Source organism: Streptomyces sp. JH14 (assembly GCF_029428675.1).
GTDB lineage: Bacteria > Actinomycetota > Actinomycetes > Streptomycetales > Streptomycetaceae > Streptomyces.
Map to the genome: position 1 here is coordinate 4,405,868 of NZ_JAJNEL010000001.1, position 16,780 is coordinate 4,422,647.

General features: G+C 73.0%; 11 protein-coding genes and 1 pseudogene. 8 read left to right on the forward strand and 4 right to left on the reverse strand.

The features are described 5' to 3' along the window. Positions 1-221: 221 nt before the first annotated feature. Together LRD69_RS20000 and LRD69_RS20005 are read right to left on the reverse strand one after the other, a co-directional pair. Positions 222-1,844, reverse strand: a complete 1,623-nt coding sequence (locus LRD69_RS20000; protein ID WP_277327917.1) for a DUF5691 domain-containing protein — start codon at positions 1,842-1,844, stop codon at positions 222-224. A gap of 16 nt (positions 1,845-1,860) precedes the next feature. After that, a complete protein-coding gene (locus LRD69_RS20005; protein ID WP_277327918.1) occupies positions 1,861-3,270 on the reverse strand; it encodes an SWIM zinc finger family protein in 1,410 nt (469 codons plus the stop codon). A gap of 118 nt (positions 3,271-3,388) precedes the next feature. Here LRD69_RS20005 and LRD69_RS20010 point away from each other — a divergent pair, with 118 nt between their 5' ends. The 5 genes from LRD69_RS20010 to sucD all read left to right on the forward strand — a co-directional run bounded on the left by LRD69_RS20010 (position 3,389) and on the right by sucD (position 10,409). After that, positions 3,389-4,501 carry an AAA family ATPase gene (locus LRD69_RS20010; RefSeq protein WP_277327919.1) on the forward strand — a complete coding sequence of 371 codons (1,113 nt, stop codon included), beginning with the start codon at positions 3,389-3,391 and terminating at the stop codon, positions 4,499-4,501. After that, positions 4,498-6,873, forward strand: coding sequence for a DUF5682 family protein (locus LRD69_RS20015; RefSeq protein WP_277327920.1), 2,376 nt, complete (start codon positions 4,498-4,500; stop codon positions 6,871-6,873). The genes LRD69_RS20010 and LRD69_RS20015 overlap by 4 nt, the downstream gene beginning before the upstream one ends. Continuing rightward, entirely contained in the window at positions 6,870-8,069 is a 1,200-nt protein-coding gene (locus LRD69_RS20020) for a VWA domain-containing protein (RefSeq protein ID WP_277327921.1), read from the forward strand. Before LRD69_RS20015 ends, LRD69_RS20020 begins: the two co-directional genes overlap by 4 nt. Before the next feature lie 252 nt (positions 8,070-8,321). Beyond that, the gene (gene sucC, locus LRD69_RS20025; protein WP_030914421.1) at positions 8,322-9,503 is read left to right on the forward strand and encodes an ADP-forming succinate--CoA ligase subunit beta; all 1,182 of its coding nucleotides are present in this window, start codon (positions 8,322-8,324) and stop codon (positions 9,501-9,503) included. Positions 9,504-9,524: 21 nt separating this feature from the next. Beyond that, entirely contained in the window at positions 9,525-10,409 is an 885-nt protein-coding gene (gene sucD, locus LRD69_RS20030; protein ID WP_277327922.1) for a succinate--CoA ligase subunit alpha, read from the forward strand. Between the two features lie 108 nt (positions 10,410-10,517). On the opposite strand, the pseudogene LRD69_RS20035 reads toward sucD, so the two are convergent. After that, positions 10,518-11,336 (reverse strand): annotated as a pseudogene (locus LRD69_RS20035) (hypothetical protein); the annotation flags it as partial. Between the two features lie 212 nt (positions 11,337-11,548). Between LRD69_RS20035 and LRD69_RS20040 the strand changes: the two are divergent. Beyond that, the gene (locus tag LRD69_RS20040; RefSeq protein ID WP_277329803.1) at positions 11,549-13,204 is read left to right on the forward strand and encodes a DUF6350 family protein; all 1,656 of its coding nucleotides are present in this window, start codon (positions 11,549-11,551) and stop codon (positions 13,202-13,204) included. Positions 13,205-13,231: 27 nt separating this feature from the next. Here the strand turns inward: LRD69_RS20040 and LRD69_RS20045 are convergent, their stop codons facing one another. After that, positions 13,232-14,143: a hypothetical protein gene (locus LRD69_RS20045; RefSeq protein ID WP_277327923.1), complete on the reverse strand. Its 912-nt coding sequence runs from the start codon at positions 14,141-14,143 to the stop codon at positions 13,232-13,234. A gap of 355 nt (positions 14,144-14,498) precedes the next feature. Between LRD69_RS20045 and purN the strand changes: the two genes are divergently transcribed. Both purN and purH read left to right on the forward strand, forming a co-directional pair. Then, positions 14,499-15,164, forward strand: coding sequence for a phosphoribosylglycinamide formyltransferase (gene purN, locus LRD69_RS20050; protein WP_277327924.1), 666 nt, complete (start codon positions 14,499-14,501; stop codon positions 15,162-15,164). Beyond that, complete coding sequence (purH, locus tag LRD69_RS20055; RefSeq protein WP_277327925.1) at positions 15,151-16,704, forward strand: bifunctional phosphoribosylaminoimidazolecarboxamide formyltransferase/IMP cyclohydrolase; 1,554 nt, start codon at positions 15,151-15,153, stop codon at positions 16,702-16,704. Before purN ends, purH begins: the two co-directional genes overlap by 14 nt. Positions 16,705-16,780: the final 76 nt, after the last annotated feature.

Here is a 16,780-nt window from a genome sequence, read left to right on the forward strand (position 1 = left end):
GATCCCGGCGGAACCGACGCCGGCGGGCGGACGTCCCCCCTGCGCGCCGTGCCGCGCCACGCAGGGGCGATGACGTCCGTGTCGCCGGCCGCCCGCGTTCTCCGCCGGCGGTGTCCCCCGCCCGGCCCCCCCCCGCGTCCTCGACGGCCGGTGTCCCCGCCCTCCGGACCGGTGGGCGACCGAGCCCGTCCGGAGACCGAGGACACGGCGCCGTCGCCCTGTCACCCCGCTTCCGGTATCAGCTCCGCGTCCATCGTCGCGCGCAGCCGCAGCGTGGAGACCAGGCGGCGGAACGCCTCCGACCAGTAGCCGGCCGCGCCCGGTGACGCCCCTTCCGGCTCGTCCGGGGTGGTCGTCAGGACCTCCAGGCGGTTCGCCTCCGCCGGGTTCAGGCAGCGCTCGGCCAGCCCCATGACGCCGCTGAAACTCCACGGGTAACTGCCCGCGTCGCGGGCGATGTCGAGCGCGTCGACAACCGATCTGCCGAGCGGCTCCGCCCAGGGGACCGGGCAGACACCCAGAAGCTGGAACGCCTCCGACAGACCGTGCGCGGCGACGAAGCCGGCCACCCACGCGGCCCGTTCCGCCCCGGGCAGCGTCGCGAGGAGTTTCGACCGCTCGGCGAGCGACGCCGTACCGGGGCTGTTCGACGGGGGGAGCGAGGGGGCGCCCAGCAGTGCGCGGGCCCATTCACGGTCGCGCTGCCGTACCGCTGCCCGGCACCAGGCCGCGTGCAGTTCCTCGGCCCATCCGTCGGCGACGGGCAGGGCGACGATCTCTCGCGCCGTACGGCCGCCGAACCGCCCGGACCAGGTGGACAGCGGAGTCGCCTCGACCAACTGGCCCAGCCACCACGACCGTTCGCCCCGGCCGGACGGTGGCACCGCCACCACACCGTCGCGCTGCATCGCGGCATCGCACTCGTGCGGCGCCTCCACGGCGACGGACGCGGCGCCGGCTGTCAGGTCAGGGCCCACGCACGACGACGCGCGGGCCGCCATCCGTCCCGCCAGCGCCGACTCCGGCAGCGCGGACAGCAACTCGGCGGCCGTCGCGCGCACATTGCGGCTGCGGTCGGCGAGGGCCTGCTCCAGGAAGGGTTCGTCCGCGGCGGACAGCCCGGCGCGCAACGAGTCCAGGAACATCAGCCGGTCCTCGGCACGCTCCGTGGACCACGTACTGGTCAGCAGTGCGAGCGCGTCGGCCGGATCATGCGCCCGTACGGCCCCGAGCAGGGCGACGCGCTCGGCGAACAGGCCTTCCTCCCACAGCCGGCGCACCGCCTCGGGGCCGGTCACGTCGGGCAGCGGCGAGCCGCCGGACGAGCCGCGCAGGGCGAACTTCCACTCGGGGTTCAGCCCGGCCAGCCACAGCCCGCGCGGCCCGGCGAACGCCAGGGCCTGCGGCCGCAGGTCGGTACGTGCCCGGGCCGCGTCCAGCAGCCCCGGCAGCAGTGCGGCCGGGGCCCGGTAGCCGCGCAGATTGGCGGCGGCCAGCCACTGCGGGATCAGCTCCGTGAGATCGGGAGCCGTTCCGCGCCGGCCGCCCGCACCGGCCGGCGCCGACCGGTCGGCCAGCAGCTGTGCGAGCCTGCGCCGGGCAGCGGGCGGCAGTGGCGGCCGAGGGTCGGCGGGCGCAGTCCCGGGCCGGGCGGCCGCGGCCGCGGGCAGCAGCCCGGCTCTGCGTCGCACCGTGTGCAGCGCCGCCGCGTCCAGCAGCGCGACCGGCCCGGCCCCGGCCCCGGCCCCCGTCCCGGGCGGCCGGCGGTCGGTGCCGAGCAGCGCCGATGTGACGAGCTCTTCCCACGGTGCGGTGGTGCCGAACGTCGTACGTGTGCGGAGCATCGGTCCTCCTCCAGGGTCAGATGAGCGGCACGGTCTCGGCCGCACCGTCGTCGGAGTTGTCGGCCGCCCAGGCCGCGAGCGGGTCGAAGCCGCGGTGGCCGCATTCGCCGAAGACGGTGAGCGGCGCGCCGCCGGAGAGCGCCACGAGCTTCCAGAGGCCCGGCCGGGACAGCGCGGCCGGGGCGACGGGCAGGGCCGTGCCGTCCAGCGCGTCCGCCAGTTGCCAGCCGTCGCCCGACGGCACCGGTATCACCGCGCGCAGGGTGACCGGCCAGGACTCCAGCCATGGGTCGTCTTGCAGGGCGTGCCCGTACGCGGCGACCGCGGCCGTTGCCGTGCAGCCCGGCGGGGGAGTGCCGGCCGGTGACGGCGCGCCGAACTGCCCGCCCAGCTCCGCCCGGAGCTGCCCGGCCCCCCGGTACGGCGTGAGCTCGGCGTCGATCGTGACGCCCACCGGCAGGGCCTGACCGGGCGAGCGCCCGGCCGCCCCGAAGGACAGCAGCAGTGCCGTCCGGCCCGAGTCCCTGCCGTACAGCCAGATCCGGCGTGTGACGAGCTTGCCGTCCGGGGTGTCGTACTGGGCGAGGACCAGCCAGTGGTCGCGGACCGGGGGGCCGTCGGCAGGGGCCGTCAGCCCCACCCGCGCACGGACCGTCGCCGCCAGCGGGGCCGGCAGCCGGTCGATGCGCAGCCACGCGCTGTCCAGCAGATGCAGCAGGGCGCACTCCTCCAGCAGCCGCCCCGGCCAGCCGGGGCCCGACGCCGGGATCGCCCCCAACTCCCGGACCCGGCCCGCCAGCCCCGGCGCCTGGGCGTCGACCATGCGGGCCGCCGTCTCCTCCCACAGCCCGTACCCCGACTGATCGGCCGACGCCAGACCGCCGCGCAGCAGATCCGTCAGCCGCTGCTCCAGCTCCTGCGCGCCGCCGGTGATCCGCTCGGCCCGGCGCTCGGCGCGCCGCCGGGCGGCCTCCGGGTCGGCCGGGCCGGCACTCGCACCGCCCGCACTCGAACCGCCGCCTTCCGTCCCCGTCTTCTGCGCTGCCCGTCTGCGACGGCCGTCGAGCCACTCCCCGGCCCAGTCGGGCACCTCCGCCGACCCGAGCACCGACTCGTCCGACGCCCAGAGCAGCAGCAGGCCCAGCGCGTGCTTGCACGGGAACTTCCGGCTGGGACAACTGCACTTGTATGCGGGGCCCGTCGTGTCGACCACCGTCTGATACGGCTTGCTTCCGCTTCCCTTGCACAGCCCCCATACCGCGCCCGACCCGTCACAGCCCGCGCCGGACCACGGTCCGGCCGAACCGAGCCTGCCGCCCGCCTTGCGTGACGATGCGTCAGGAGCCAGGGCCAGGACCTGCTCCACCGTCCAGCGCGCCGCCGGAGCAGCGGTGCGCGAGGGTTCTCCCCCGTGAGATAGCAGCATGCCGACGACGGTAGGACGCGGCACTGACAATCGGCCCCGACCTGCGGAGACGGACGATTGTCAGTGGCGTGGTGCACGGTGGGAACCACATCAGGTCGACTGATCTGGAGGGGGATCCATGACCGTGTCCGAAACCACTGCCGACGTCGGCGCAGAGGCTCTGCGCCCGCATGCGGAGGACGCCTTCGCCGACGAGTTGAAGGCACTCGCGGCCGCCGACGACCGGCCGCGGCCCGAGCGTTGGAAACTGTCGCCGTGGGCGGTGGCCACCTATCTGCTCGGCGGCGTGCTTCCGGGCGGAGCGGTGATCACACCCAAGTACGTGGGCCCGCGCCGTCTCGTCGAGGTCGCCGTGACGACGCTCGCCACCGACCGCGCCCTGCTGCTCCTCGGCGTCCCCGGCACCGCCAAGACCTGGGTCTCCGAGCATCTCGCGGCCGCCGTCAGCGGCGACTCGACGCTGCTCGTCCAGGGCACGGCGGGCACACCCGAGGAAGCCGTGCGGTACGGGTGGAACTACGCGCAGCTGCTGGCGCACGGCCCCAGCCGTGACGCGCTGGTGCCCAGTCCGCTGATGCGCGCGATGTCCCAGGGCATGACCGCGCGGATCGAGGAACTCACCCGTATTCCCGCCGACGTGCAGGACTCGCTCATCACGATCCTGTCGGAGAAGACGCTTCCCCTCCCCGAACTGGGACAGGAGGTCCAGGCCGTTCGCGGCTTCAACGTCATCGCAACGGCCAATGACCGCGACCGCGGGGTCAACGAGCTGTCCAGCGCCCTGCGCCGCCGGTTCAACACGGTCGTGCTGCCGCTGCCCGCCACGCCCGAAGCGGAGGTCGACATCGTGTCCCGGCGTGTGGACCAGATCGGGCGTTCGCTCGACCTCCCGCCGTCGCCCGACGGCATGGCCGAGATCCGCCGGGTGGTCACGGTCTTCCGCGAACTGCGCGACGGCGTCACGACCGACGGCCGCACCAAGCTCAAGTCCCCGTCGGGCACGCTGTCGACGGCCGAGGCCATCTCCGTCGTCACCAACGGCCTTGCGCTCGCCGCCCACTTCGGCGACGGGGTGCTGCGCCCCGGTGACGTCGCGGCCGGCATCCTCGGTGCGGTCGTCCGTGATCCGGCGGCCGACCGCGTGATCTGGCAGGAGTATCTGGAGACCGTGGTCCGTGAGCGGGACGGCTGGAAGGACTTCTACCGTGCCTGCCGCGAGGTCTCCGCATGAGCGGCGCCCAGCCCGCCGCCGGCCCGCTGCTCCTCGGGGTCCGGCACCACGGCCCCGGATCCGCCCGCGCGGTCCGCGCCGCGCTGGACGCCGCGCGCCCGCGGGCCGTTCTCATCGAGGGACCCCCCGAGGGGGACGCACTGCTGCCGCTCGCCGCCGACGAGCGGATGCGGCCACCGGTCGCGCTGCTCGCCCACGCGGTGGACGACCCGGGCCGGGCGGCGTTCTGGCCGTTCGCCGTCTTCTCGCCGGAATGGGTCGCGATCCGCTGGGCACTGCGCCATGACGTGCCGGTCCGCTTCATCGACCTGCCCGCGGCCCACTCCCTGGCCATGACGGACTCCCCGCCCGCGGACACGGACCACGGCGACCGGGGCCGGGGGCAGGCGGGCGACGACGCATCCGCCCCGGTCGTGGCCGCGTCCGCGGTCGACCCGATCGCGGTCCTCGCCGAGGCCGCCGGGTACGACGACCCCGAGCGCTGGTGGGAGGACGTCGTCGAGCACCGCACACCGGACGGTCAGGTCGCCGACCCCCGCGCCCCGTTCGCCGCGCTCGGCGAGGCGATGACAGCCCTGCGCGAGGTGTACGGGGACGGCGGGCACCCCCGCGACACCGTCCGTGAGGCGTACATGCGTATCCAGCTGCGCGCCGCCCGCAAGGAGTTCGGGGACGACATCGCCGTCGTCTGCGGGGCCTGGCATGTGCCCGCGCTCGGAGCGAGGACGACGGTCACGGCCGACAGGGCCCTCCTCAAGGGAATGCCCAAGGTCAAGACCGAGACGACCTGGGTGCCCTGGACGCATCGGCGGCTCGCCCGGCACAGCGGTTACGGGGCGGGGATCGACTCGCCCGGCTGGTACGGACACCTCTTCGGCGCCCCCGACCGTCCGCTCGAGCGGTGGATGACCAAGGTTGCCGGACTGCTGCGTGACGAGGACAGGTTCGTGTCGTCCGCCCATGTCATCGAGGCCGTCCGGCTCGCCCGGGCCCTCGCCGCCCTACGCGGACGCCCGCTCGCAGGGCTGAGCGAGACGACCGACGCGATCCGGGCCGTCATGTGCGAGGGCTCCGATGTGCCGCTCGCGCTCGTACGGGACCGGCTCGTCGTCGGCGAGACGCTCGGAGAGGTACCGGACAGCGCCCCCGCCGTGCCGCTGCAGCGCGATCTCACCCGGCTCCAGCGCACGCTGCGGCTCAAGCCGGAAGCGCTGGAGCGCGAGCTGGAGCTCGACCTCCGCAAGGACACCGACGCGGCCCGCAGCCGCCTGCTGCACCGGCTGCGGCTCCTCGCCGTCGGCTGGGGCGAACCGGCCGCCGGCCGGGGGAGCACCGGCACATTCCGGGAGAGCTGGCGGCTGCGCTGGGAGCCCGAGCAGCACGTACAGGTCGCGGAGGCCGGGGTCTGGGGCACCACGGTCCTCACCGCCGCGACCGCCAAGGCCGAAGCGGAGGCCGTATCGGCGACCGCGCTCGCCGAGGTCACCGCGCTCGCCGAGCGCTGCCTCCTCGCCGAACTGCCCGACGCGCTGCCCGTGGTGATGCGGGCCCTTGCCGACCGGGCCGCGCTCGACGCCGACGTGGGCCACCTCGCCGACGCGCTGCCCGCCCTGGCCCGCACCCTGAGGTACGGGGACGTGCGGTCGACGGACACCGCGGCGCTCGGCGAGGTCGCGGCCGGGCTCGCCGAGCGGATCTGCGTCGGACTGCCACCCGCGTGCACCGGCCTCGACACCGACGGCGCCGACGGACTGCGCCGCCAGGTGGACGGGGTCCACGCCGCGATCGGGCTGCTCGCCGGCACCGTACCGGCGGACGGGATCCGTGAACGCTGGACGGCAGTGCTGCACAAACTGGCCGCCCGGGACACCGTCGCGGGTGTCATCCGGGGCCGGGCGGCCCGACTGCTGCTCGACGAGGGGCGGATCGAGGAGGACGACGCGGCGCGGCTGATGGGCCTCGCCCTGTCGCCCGGCACACTCCCGGCCGACGCGGCGGCCTGGATCGAGGGGTTCGTCGGCGGGGGCGGCATGCTCCTCGTCCACGACGAGCGGCTGCTCGGCCTGGTCGACGCCTGGCTGGCCGGCGTCCCTGCCGACACGTTCACCGACGTGCTGCCGCTGTTGCGCCGCACCTTCTCGTCCTACGAACCGGGCGTACGGCGCACGCTGGGCGAGCTCGTACGCCGCGGCCCGGCCACAGGAGGCCCGGCCGGAACCACGGGGGGAACGACGGCCCCCGGCTTCGGCCCCGGCCTCGACGACGAACGGGCGGATGCGGTGGCGCCGGTGCTGCGGCTGCTGCTGGGGCTGGAGACCGAGGGCGCGGACACAGCCGGCCACGCCATGGAAGAGCTGGGGGCAACAGGATGACGACGGCCACGCACACGGACACGGCGGACGACGAGCGGCTGCGGCGCTGGCGCCTGGTGCTGGGCGGGGACAGCGCCGAGAGCACCGGCTGCACCCTCGCCGGCCGGGACGCCGCGATGGACGGCGCGCTGAACGCGCTGTACGGCGGCGGGGGCAGGCCCGGCGGCCGGGGCGGGAGCGACCGCTCGGCCGGACTCGGCGGCTCCGCCCCGTCCGTCGCCCGCTGGCTCGGCGACATCCGTACGTACTTCCCCAGCTCCGTCGTCCAGGTCATGCAGCGTGACGCGATCGACCGGCTCGGTCTCTCCGCGCTGCTGCTGGAGCCGGAGATGCTGGAGGCCGTCGAGGCGGACGTCCATCTCGTCGGAACGCTGCTCTCGCTCAACAAGGCCATGCCCGAGACGACGAAGGAGACGGCGCGAGCCGTCGTGCGCAAGGTCGTCGACGATCTGGAGAAACGGCTCGCCACCCGCACGAGGGCCACGCTGACCGGTGCGCTCGACCGCTCGGCGAAGGTCAACAGGCCTCGCCACCGTGACATCGACTGGGACCGCACCATCCGGGCCAACCTCAAGAACTACCTGCCGCTGCCCGGCGGGGACGGAGCCGGCACGGTCGTCCCCGAACGGCTCATCGGTTACGGGCGGGCCGCGCAGGCAGTGAAGAAGGACGTCATCCTCTGCATCGACCAGTCGGGATCGATGGCCGCCTCCGTCGTCTACGCCTCCGTCTTCGGCGCGGTCCTCGCCTCCATGCGGACCCTGCGGACCAGACTCGTCGTCTTCGACACGGCCGTCGTCGACCTCACGGACCAGCTCGACGACCCCGTCGACGTGCTCTTCGGCACCCAGCTCGGCGGGGGCACCGACATCAATCGGGCACTCGCGTACTGCCAGACAAGGATCACCCGCCCGGCCGAAACCGTGGTCGTCCTCATCAGCGACCTCTACGAGGGCGGCATCCGCAACGAGATGCTGAAGCGGGCTGCCGCGATGAAGGCCTCGGGGGTGCAGTTCGTGACGCTGCTCGCCCTCTCCGACGAGGGCGCGCCCGCCTATGACCGTGATCACGCGGCGGCGCTCGGCGCACTGGGCGCACCGGCGTTCGCGTGCACCCCGGACCTCTTCCCGGAGGTGATGGCGGCGGCGCTCGAGAAGCGGCCTCTGCCGATACCGGACAAGGAGACGCTTCGGTGAGGGGCCCGGCCCGCGCACAGGGGCGGCGCAGTGCCGCGACGCGCCCGGCAGCACAGTCTGTGACTGTAATCACCGCCCAGGTGTGAGCTGCGATTTATGGTCCTGCCGGGCTCGGGGATAACCTGCGGGATGGACATGCCGCGTACTCGGTGACCGTGTGCGCCTTCCTTGTGACAGTGCAGTCACGTTGCCCCTCGCGGCACGCCCACGCTGAAAACGAACCGCGAGACCACTGAAAAGGGACGGACGCGCGTGGACCTGTTCGAGTACCAGGCGAGGGACCTCTTCGCCAAGCACGGTGTACCGGTGCTGGCCGGTGAAGTCATTGACACGCCTGAGGCAGCCCGCGAGGCGACCGAGCGGCTGGGCGGCAAGTCCGTCGTCAAGGCGCAGGTGAAGGTCGGCGGCCGCGGCAAGGCCGGCGGCGTCAAGCTGGCCGCCACCCCCGACGAGGCGGTCGCCCGTGCGACCGACATCCTCGGCATGGACATCAAGGGCCACACGGTCCACAAGGTGATGATCGCCGAGACCGCGCCGGAGATTCTTGAGGAGTACTACGTCTCGTACCTCCTCGACCGCACCAACCGCACCTTCCTGGCCATGGCCTCGGTGCAGGGCGGCATGGACATCGAGGAGGTCGCGGAGAAGACCCCCGAGGCCCTCGCGAAGGTCCCGGTCGACTCCAACGCCGGAGTCACGATCGAGAAGGCCCGCGAGATCGTCGCCCAGGCGAAGTTCCCGGCCGAGGTGGCCGAGAAGGTCGCCGAGGTCATGGTGACGCTGTGGGACACCTTCGTCGCCGAGGACGCGCTCCTCGTCGAGGTCAACCCGCTCGCCAAGGTCGCCTCCGGCGACATCCTGGCGCTGGACGGCAAGGTGTCTCTCGACGAGAACGCCGACTTCCGTCAGCCCGGCCACGAGGCCCTCGAGGACAAGGCTGCGGCCAACCCGCTCGAGGCCGCCGCCAAGGCCAAGAACCTCAACTACGTCAAGCTCGACGGCGAGGTCGGCATCATCGGTAACGGTGCCGGTCTGGTCATGTCGACCCTGGACGTCGTCGCGTACGCCGGTGAGAACCACGGCAACGTGAAGCCCGCCAACTTCCTCGACATCGGTGGCGGCGCCTCCGCCGAGGTCATGGCGAACGGCCTCGAGATCATCCTCGGCGACCCGGACGTCAAGTCCGTCTTCGTCAACGTCTTCGGTGGCATCACCGCGTGCGACGAGGTCGCCAACGGCATCGTCCAGGCGCTTGCGCTCCTGAAGTCGAAGGGCGAAGAGGTCACCAAGCCGCTCGTCGTGCGCCTCGACGGCAACAACGCGGAGCTGGGTCGCAAGATCCTTTCCGACGCCAACCACCCGCTCGTGCAGCGTGTGGACACCATGGACGGCGCGGCCGACAAGGCCGCCGAGCTCGCCGCGGCTGCGAAGTAAGGGACGAGGGACTCCAACACCATGGCAATCTTCCTCACCAAGGACAGCAAGGTCATCGTCCAGGGGATGACCGGTGCCACCGGCATGAAGCACACCAAGCTCATGCTCGCCGACGGCACCAACATCGTCGGCGGCGTGAACCCGCGCAAGGCCGGCACGACCGTCGACTTCGACGGCACCGAGGTACCGGTCTTCGGCTCCGTCGCCGAGGCGATGGAGAAGACCGGCGCGAACGTGTCCGTCCTCTTCGTGCCGCCGGCCTTCGCCAAGGCCGCCGTCGTCGAGGCGATCGACGCCGAGATCCCCCTCGCCGTCGTGATCACCGAGGGCATCGCCGTCCACGACTCGGCAGCCTTCTGGGCGTACGCCGGCTCGAAGGGCAACAAGACCCGGATCATCGGCCCGAACTGCCCCGGTCTGATCACCCCCGGCCAGTCCAACGCAGGCATCATCCCGGGCGACATCACCAAGCCCGGCCGCATCGGTCTCGTGTCGAAGTCCGGCACGCTGACCTACCAGATGATGTACGAGCTCCGTGACATCGGCTTCTCGTCCGCCGTCGGCATCGGTGGCGACCCGGTCATCGGTACCACGCACATCGACGCCCTCGAGGCGTTCGAGGCCGACCCCGACACCGACCTGATCGTCATGATCGGCGAGATCGGCGGCGACGCCGAGGAGCGTGCGGCGGACTTCATCGCGAAGAACGTCACCAAGCCGGTCGTCGGTTACGTCGCGGGCTTCACCGCCCCCGAGGGCAAGACCATGGGCCACGCAGGCGCCATCGTCTCCGGTTCCTCCGGCACCGCCCAGGCGAAGAAGGAGGCCCTCGAGGCCGCCGGCGTCAAGGTCGGCAAGACGCCGACCGAGACCGCCAAGCTGGCGCGCGAGATCCTCGGCGCCTGACAGCTGCTTCGCGGCTGAACCGCTGTATCGCGTCACCGCAACAGACGGCGCGGGCCCGCACCCCGGGAAAACGGGGTGCGGGCCCGCGCCGTTTCCGTACCGGGCCGGTCACCGCACTTGCGGGACGAGCCGTGCGGGACCGTGGACGAGCTCGTCCCGGAGCTTCCTCTCCACCTTGCGGTCCTTCGGCGTCAGCTCCTGCGGGCCGCCGCGGGGCGGCACACCCCCAACCCGCTCGGCGGGTGCCGGCGGTGTCTCGTAGTGCTCCGGAGCGGTCACCGTGGTGATCACCGTGAGGCCGATGAGCACGGCGCCGAGCGCAATAGCCGCCCGCGTCCAGTGCCTCGCCTTGTTCTCGCTCACGGTCCGGATCGCGCGGGGAGTGATCATCGCGGCCACGGGCTGGGCGAGCGCCAGCGTGCCCAGCTGCTCGTGCAGCAGTGCGGACTGTCCGTCGGGAGACTCGGGGATCGCCAGTTCGGGCACCCGCTCGGCGATTGCGGCCCGAGCGGTCATGAGTCTGCCCGCCGTCGCCGGGGTGCTCGCCTCCGTCTCCGCCGCGGTCTCCGGCAGGTCCAGGCCGACACCGTCGTAGAGCACCAGGGTGCGCCGGTACGCCGGTGGCAGGCCGAGCAGCGCGTCGAGCAGGGCCCGCGAGCCGGGGGCGTCGGACGGCTGAGGGTCGGGGCGGCGGTGGTTGCGGCGCAGCCGGTGCCAGGGCGACATCGCGTACTCGTATGCGACGGCTCGCACCCAGCCGACCGGGTCCCGGTCCACCGCGACCTCGGGCCAGCGCTGCCAGGCCTGTTCGAAGGCCCGCTCGACGGCCTCCTTGGAGAGGTTCCGGCGTCCGGTCAGCAGATACGTCTGCCGGAAGAGGGCGGTGGCGGAACGCGTATAGAGCGCGTCGAACGCTTCGGCGGGCGTGGGGCCGGGGAGCGGGGGGACGGGGGGTTCGGAGGGGACGGAGGGCAGCGGAGTGGTGGTGTCCGCATCGGTGTCGCTCTGCGTCATGCGGGCCCCCGGGCGGAGCTGCGCTGGGCCGAAAAGTGCATAAGCGTATATTGGGCGACACAGCGGCTATTCGCCCGTTACACGGAATAAGTGCGTGTCGTTGGGAGCATGGCCGTGTGACCCAAATGACCGAACGCACCCCGTTGTTGTCGACGGAACAGGGCCGGTCCGCCGCGCTGGTCTCCGCCTTTCTGCGGGGCGCGCTTGCCGCGGGGCTCGGGCTCGCCGCGCTCTCCGTGCTCGTCATGGCGGTGTGGATCAGCTCCCCGGCCCCCGACAGCGGTCCCGGCGGCGCGCTCAACGCCGCGGCCGGGATCTGGCTCCTCGCCCACGGTGCCGATCTTGTCAGAACCGACACCCTGAGCGGCGCCCCCGCTCCTGTCGGGATCATTCCCCTCCTCCTCACCGCAGTGCTGGTGTGGCTGGTGCACCGGGCGGCCCACGATGTGATGGAGCCCGACGAGGGGCGCGCCGCGCCCTCCGCCGGAAGCGCCTTCTGCCTGGTGACGGGCGGGTATCTGCTGGTCGCGGCGGTTGTCGCGCTCTACGCGAAGGGCGGCCCGACGGCCGCGCGGCCGTTCTCGCTCCTGTTCCCGCTGGTTCCGGTGGTGGCGGGGGCGGTGGCTGCCGGGGTGTGGACGGGGGCCGGTCGCCCGGTCGGGCCGCCCTCCTGGGCTCCAGGGCGGCTGCGCGAGGCGCTGGCACGGCCCCGGCTCGCGGAGCGAGCGGAGGCGGTGTTCCGGTCGGCCGCGGCCGGGACCGCCGTGTTGCTGGGCGGTGGCGCGCTGCTGGTCGCGACAGCGCTGGTGTGGCATGCCGAGCGGGTTCAGGAGTCGTTCCTGGGGCTTGCCGGCGACTGGGCGGGCCGGTGCGCCGTGCTGCTGCTCGCGCTGGTGCTCGTGCCGAACGCGGCGATGTGGGGTGCGGCGTACGGGCTCGGGCCGGGCTTCGCGCTCGGTACGGCGTCCACGGCCACCCCGCTCGCCCTCACCGGGCGCCCGGCGGTGCCGGACTTCCCCCTGCTGGCCGCGGTGCCGGCGCACGGCCCCGGGACGGTCCCGAACTGGGCGGCTGCGGCGGTGCCGGTCGCGGCCGGGGTGGCGATCGCCTGGTTCACCGCACGGTGGGCGGTGCCCGCCTGTGACGTACCGAACGAGGCGGCGTGGAGCCGGCGGGGGACCGCGCTGACGGCTGCCCTGGCGGCGGTGGGATGCGGCGTCGGTACGGCGGTGCTGACCGCGGCGGCGGGTGGTCCGCTGGGGACCGGGGCGCTGGCGGAGTTCGGGCCGGTGTGGTGGCTCACGGGGGCGGCGGCGACGGCGTGGACCGCGCTGCTCGGGGTGCCCGGGGCGTTGCTGCTGAGGGCCTGGCGGCTGCGGGACAGCGGCAGCGCCGAGGGGGCGGTGGCCGCCTGGGCGGCGATCCCCGCCCAGGCGGACGCGGAGGTCCCGGAGCAGCCGTCGCGTGGCCGGCGGTGGTGGCGCAGGCGTCGGCGCGACGACGAGCCCGCAGGGACGGAGCCGGGCCCCGCCACCGGAACCGGAAGAGGGACCGGAACCGCGGCCGCGGCCGTACCGGCGTCCCTGCCCCCTCTGCCGCCCGCGGGGCCCGTGCCCGGCCGGGCCCCCCGGTACGAGAAGGACGCGGGCAGTGAACCGTACGACTTCCTGCCGACCGATCCGTGGCACGCGCGAGCGGCCGGGGACTCCGTCCGGGAACCGCTCCTCAAAGCCCCCGAAACGCCGTCGGACCGGCCTCCGGAGGCCGGTCCGACGGCGTGAAGGCGTGAAGGCGTGAAGCGGGGCGTGCTAGTTCCTGACGCCGAAGAACGGCTCCAGCGGCTTCGGCAGCAGGTCGTTGCAGGCCAGCTGTCCGGACTTGGTGAGGGCGTCGTTCACGCAGGTGTAGTAGTCGCGGTAGACCAGTTGCACCGTGAACGTCATGGCGACGATCGAGAGCGCGAGCAGTGCCGTGACGAGGCCGCTGACCGCGGCCGTCGTCTGCGGCCTGCCGGAGCCCTGTGCGTACGGGGCGGCGGGCCGGGCTCCGGCAGCCGGAACCCCGGCCGGTGCGGAACCGGAAGCGGGGCCGGCGGCGGAAGCGGAAGGAGAGGCGGCAGCCCCGGCGTTGCCGTCCGTCGCGGTCGCGCTCCTCGGCTTGGCGCGCAGCGAGCTGATCGACCAGTACACGGCGAGTGCGCCGAGCAGCAGGGCGATCTCCGGGAAGTCGAAGATCGCGAAGAAGAAGGCCCACATGCCGGAGAGCAGCGCGTAGCGGGCGCGGCGCTGGGCGGGGTCGGTCGGGTCCCAGCGCAGCCCGCCGGGGTTGCCCTCGGGGCCGCCCTGGCCCCCGGGGCCGTTCGGACCGCCCTGGCCGCCCGGCCGGCCGCCGAAGCCGCCGCTCTGGCGGCCCGGCTGGTGGCTGCTCCACTGGCTGCCCCACACGGGCCGGTCGTCGGAGGATCCGCCCTCGGGCGATCCGTCACCGCTTCCGTCCGGGCCGTCGTTCCCGTTCCCGCTGCCGCCGGACGGGTGGCGCGGACGCCACGGCTGGTCCGGGCGGTTCTCCGGCGGCGCGGCGAACGGGTTGTCGTCCTGGCCGGAGGAGCCCGAAGGATTCGAGGAAGAGGAGCCTGTCGGCGACCGGCTTTCCCTCAGCAGCATTGAGGCGCGCTCAGGCAGCGGATGGCGGAAGGCGGTGTGGCGGCGTCGGTCCGGCATATGGTGAACGTCTTCCCCATCTCGTCATTTCCGCCCAGACGGACGGTTCGCTGTCCCAGACGCTACCTCCCGGCCAGGAGGCGCCGAAAGCTGGGAGTGCGGGGCCGGAGGCCGATCTCTTCCGCTCGGCCCGCTCACCTCTTCGATCTTGCGGTCGTCTTCCTTGGATCTCTCCGCCGAACCGGGCCTTCACCCCCATCTTGTGGGGGTAGGCCGATGTGCCGGTATCGTTGCTGACGGTCGGCCCCTTCGTAGGGTTCCCCGTATCGAGGGGCGCGATTCTTTCGTACGACCACACAAAGAGCGATCTACCGACAGCGTCGTTCGGCTTCACCTCGCGAGAAAGGGCCCAGCCGTGGCCTCCCCGCCGTCCCCGCCCTCCGCCGCCGCTCCGGCCCGTCTGGTCGTGCTGGTCTCCGGTTCCGGTACGAACCTCCAAGCCCTGCTGGACGCGATCGGCGACGATCCCGCGGGCTTCGGCGCCCAGGTCGTCGCGGTCGGCGCCGACCGCGATGGCATCGTCGGTCTGGAGCGGGCGGAGCGTGCCGGACTGCCGACCTTCGTCTGCAAGGTCAAGGACTACGCCAGCCGCGAGGAGTGGGACGCGGCCCTCGCCGCCGCCACCGCCGCGCACCACCCGGACCTGGTGGTGTCCGCGGGCTTCATGAAGATCGTGGGCAAGCGGTTCCTCGCCGAGTTCGGCGGCCGGTTCGTCAACACCCACCCCGCCCTGCTCCCCAGCTTTCCCGGTGCCCATGGGGTGCGTGACGCCCTCGCCTACGGCGCGAAGGTCACCGGGTGCACCGTCCACTTCGTCGACGACGGCGTCGACACCGGTCCGATCATCGCGCAGGGCGTGGTCGAGGTGACCGAAGAGGACACGCCGGAGGGCGAAGCCGCTCTCCATGAACGCATCAAGGAAGTCGAGCGCAAGCTGCTCGTCGAGGTCGTGGGGCGGCTCGCCCGTAACGGCTATCGCATTGAGGGACGAAAGGTTCATCTCGGTCATGTCGGTGAATAAGCCCATCCGCCGCGCCCTGGTCAGTGTCTACGACAAGACGGGGCTCGAAGACCTCGCCCGCGGTCTGCACGAGGCGGGTGTCGAGCTCGTCTCGACCGGCTCGACCGCAGGGAAGATCGCCGCTGCCGGTGTGCCGGTCACCAAGGTCGAGGAGCTCACCGGCTTTCCCGAGTGCCTCGACGGCCGCGTGAAGACGCTGCACCCCCGCGTCCACGCCGGCATCCTCGCCGACCTGCGCCTGGACGCCCACCGCGAGCAGCTCGCCGAGCTGGGTGTCGAGCCCTTCGACCTCGTGGTCGTCAACCTGTACCCGTTCAAGGAGACCGTCGCCTCCGGCGCCTCCGACGACGAGTGCGTGGAGCAGATCGACATCGGCGGCCCGTCGATGGTCCGCGCCGCGGCCAAGAACCACCCGTCCGTGGCCGTCGTCACCAGCCCCGAGCGGTACGCCGACGTCCTCGCCGCGGTGAAGGCAGGCGGCTTCGACCTGACCACCCGCAAGCGGCTCGCCGCCGAGGCGTTCCAGCACACCGCCGCGTACGACGTGGCCGTCGCCTCCTGGTTCGCGGACGACTACGCCGCCGCCGACGACTCGGGCTTCCCCGACTTCTTCGGTGCGACGTACGAGCGCAGCAACGTCCTGCGGTACGGCGAGAACCCGCACCAGCCCGCCGCGCTCTACACCTCCGGCACCGGCGGCCTGGCCGAGGCGGAGCAGCTGCACGGCAAGGAGATGTCGTACAACAACTACACGGACACGGACGCCGCGCGCCGTGCCGCGTACGACCACGCCGAGCCGTGCGTCGCGATCATCAAGCACGCCAACCCGTGCGGCATCGCGATCGCCGACGACGTCGCCGAGGCGCACCGCAACGCCCATGCCTGCGACCCGCTGTCGGCCTTCGGCGGGGTCATCGCCGTCAACCGTCCGGTGACCGTCGCCATGGCCGAGCAGGTCGCGGAGATCTTCACCGAGGTCATCGTCGCCCCGGCGTACGAGGACGGCGCGGTCGAGATCCTCGCCCGCAAGAAGAACATTCGCGTGCTGCGCTGCCCCGACGCCCCGACCTCCACGGTCGAGGTCAAGCCGATCGACGGCGGAGCGCTGCTCCAGGTCACCGACCGGCTCCAGGCCGACGGCGACGACCCGGCCAACTGGACCCTCGCCACCGGTGAGGCCCTTTCCGAGGACGAGCTCGCCGAGCTCGCCTTCGCCTGGAAGGCCTGCCGCGCGGTCAAGTCCAACGCGATCCTCCTCGCCAAGGGCGGCGCCTCGGTCGGCGTCGGCATGGGCCAGGTCAACCGCGTCGACTCCGCGAAGCTCGCCGTCGAGCGGGCCGGCGAGGAGCGTGCGCGCGGTGCGTACGCTGCGTCGGACGCGTTCTTCCCGTTCCCGGACGGCCTGGAGATCCTCACCGCGGCCGGCATCAAGGCCGTGGCCCAGCCCGGCGGTTCGGTCCGTGACGAGCTGGTCGTCGAGGCCGCGAAGAAGGCGGGCGTGACGATGTACTTCACGGGTACGCGGCACTTCTTCCACTGAGCGGCATGAACGCAGAGGGCGCCCCCGGAGCTGTTCTCCTGGGGGCGCCCTCTGCGCTGTTCGGGACGGATCGGCC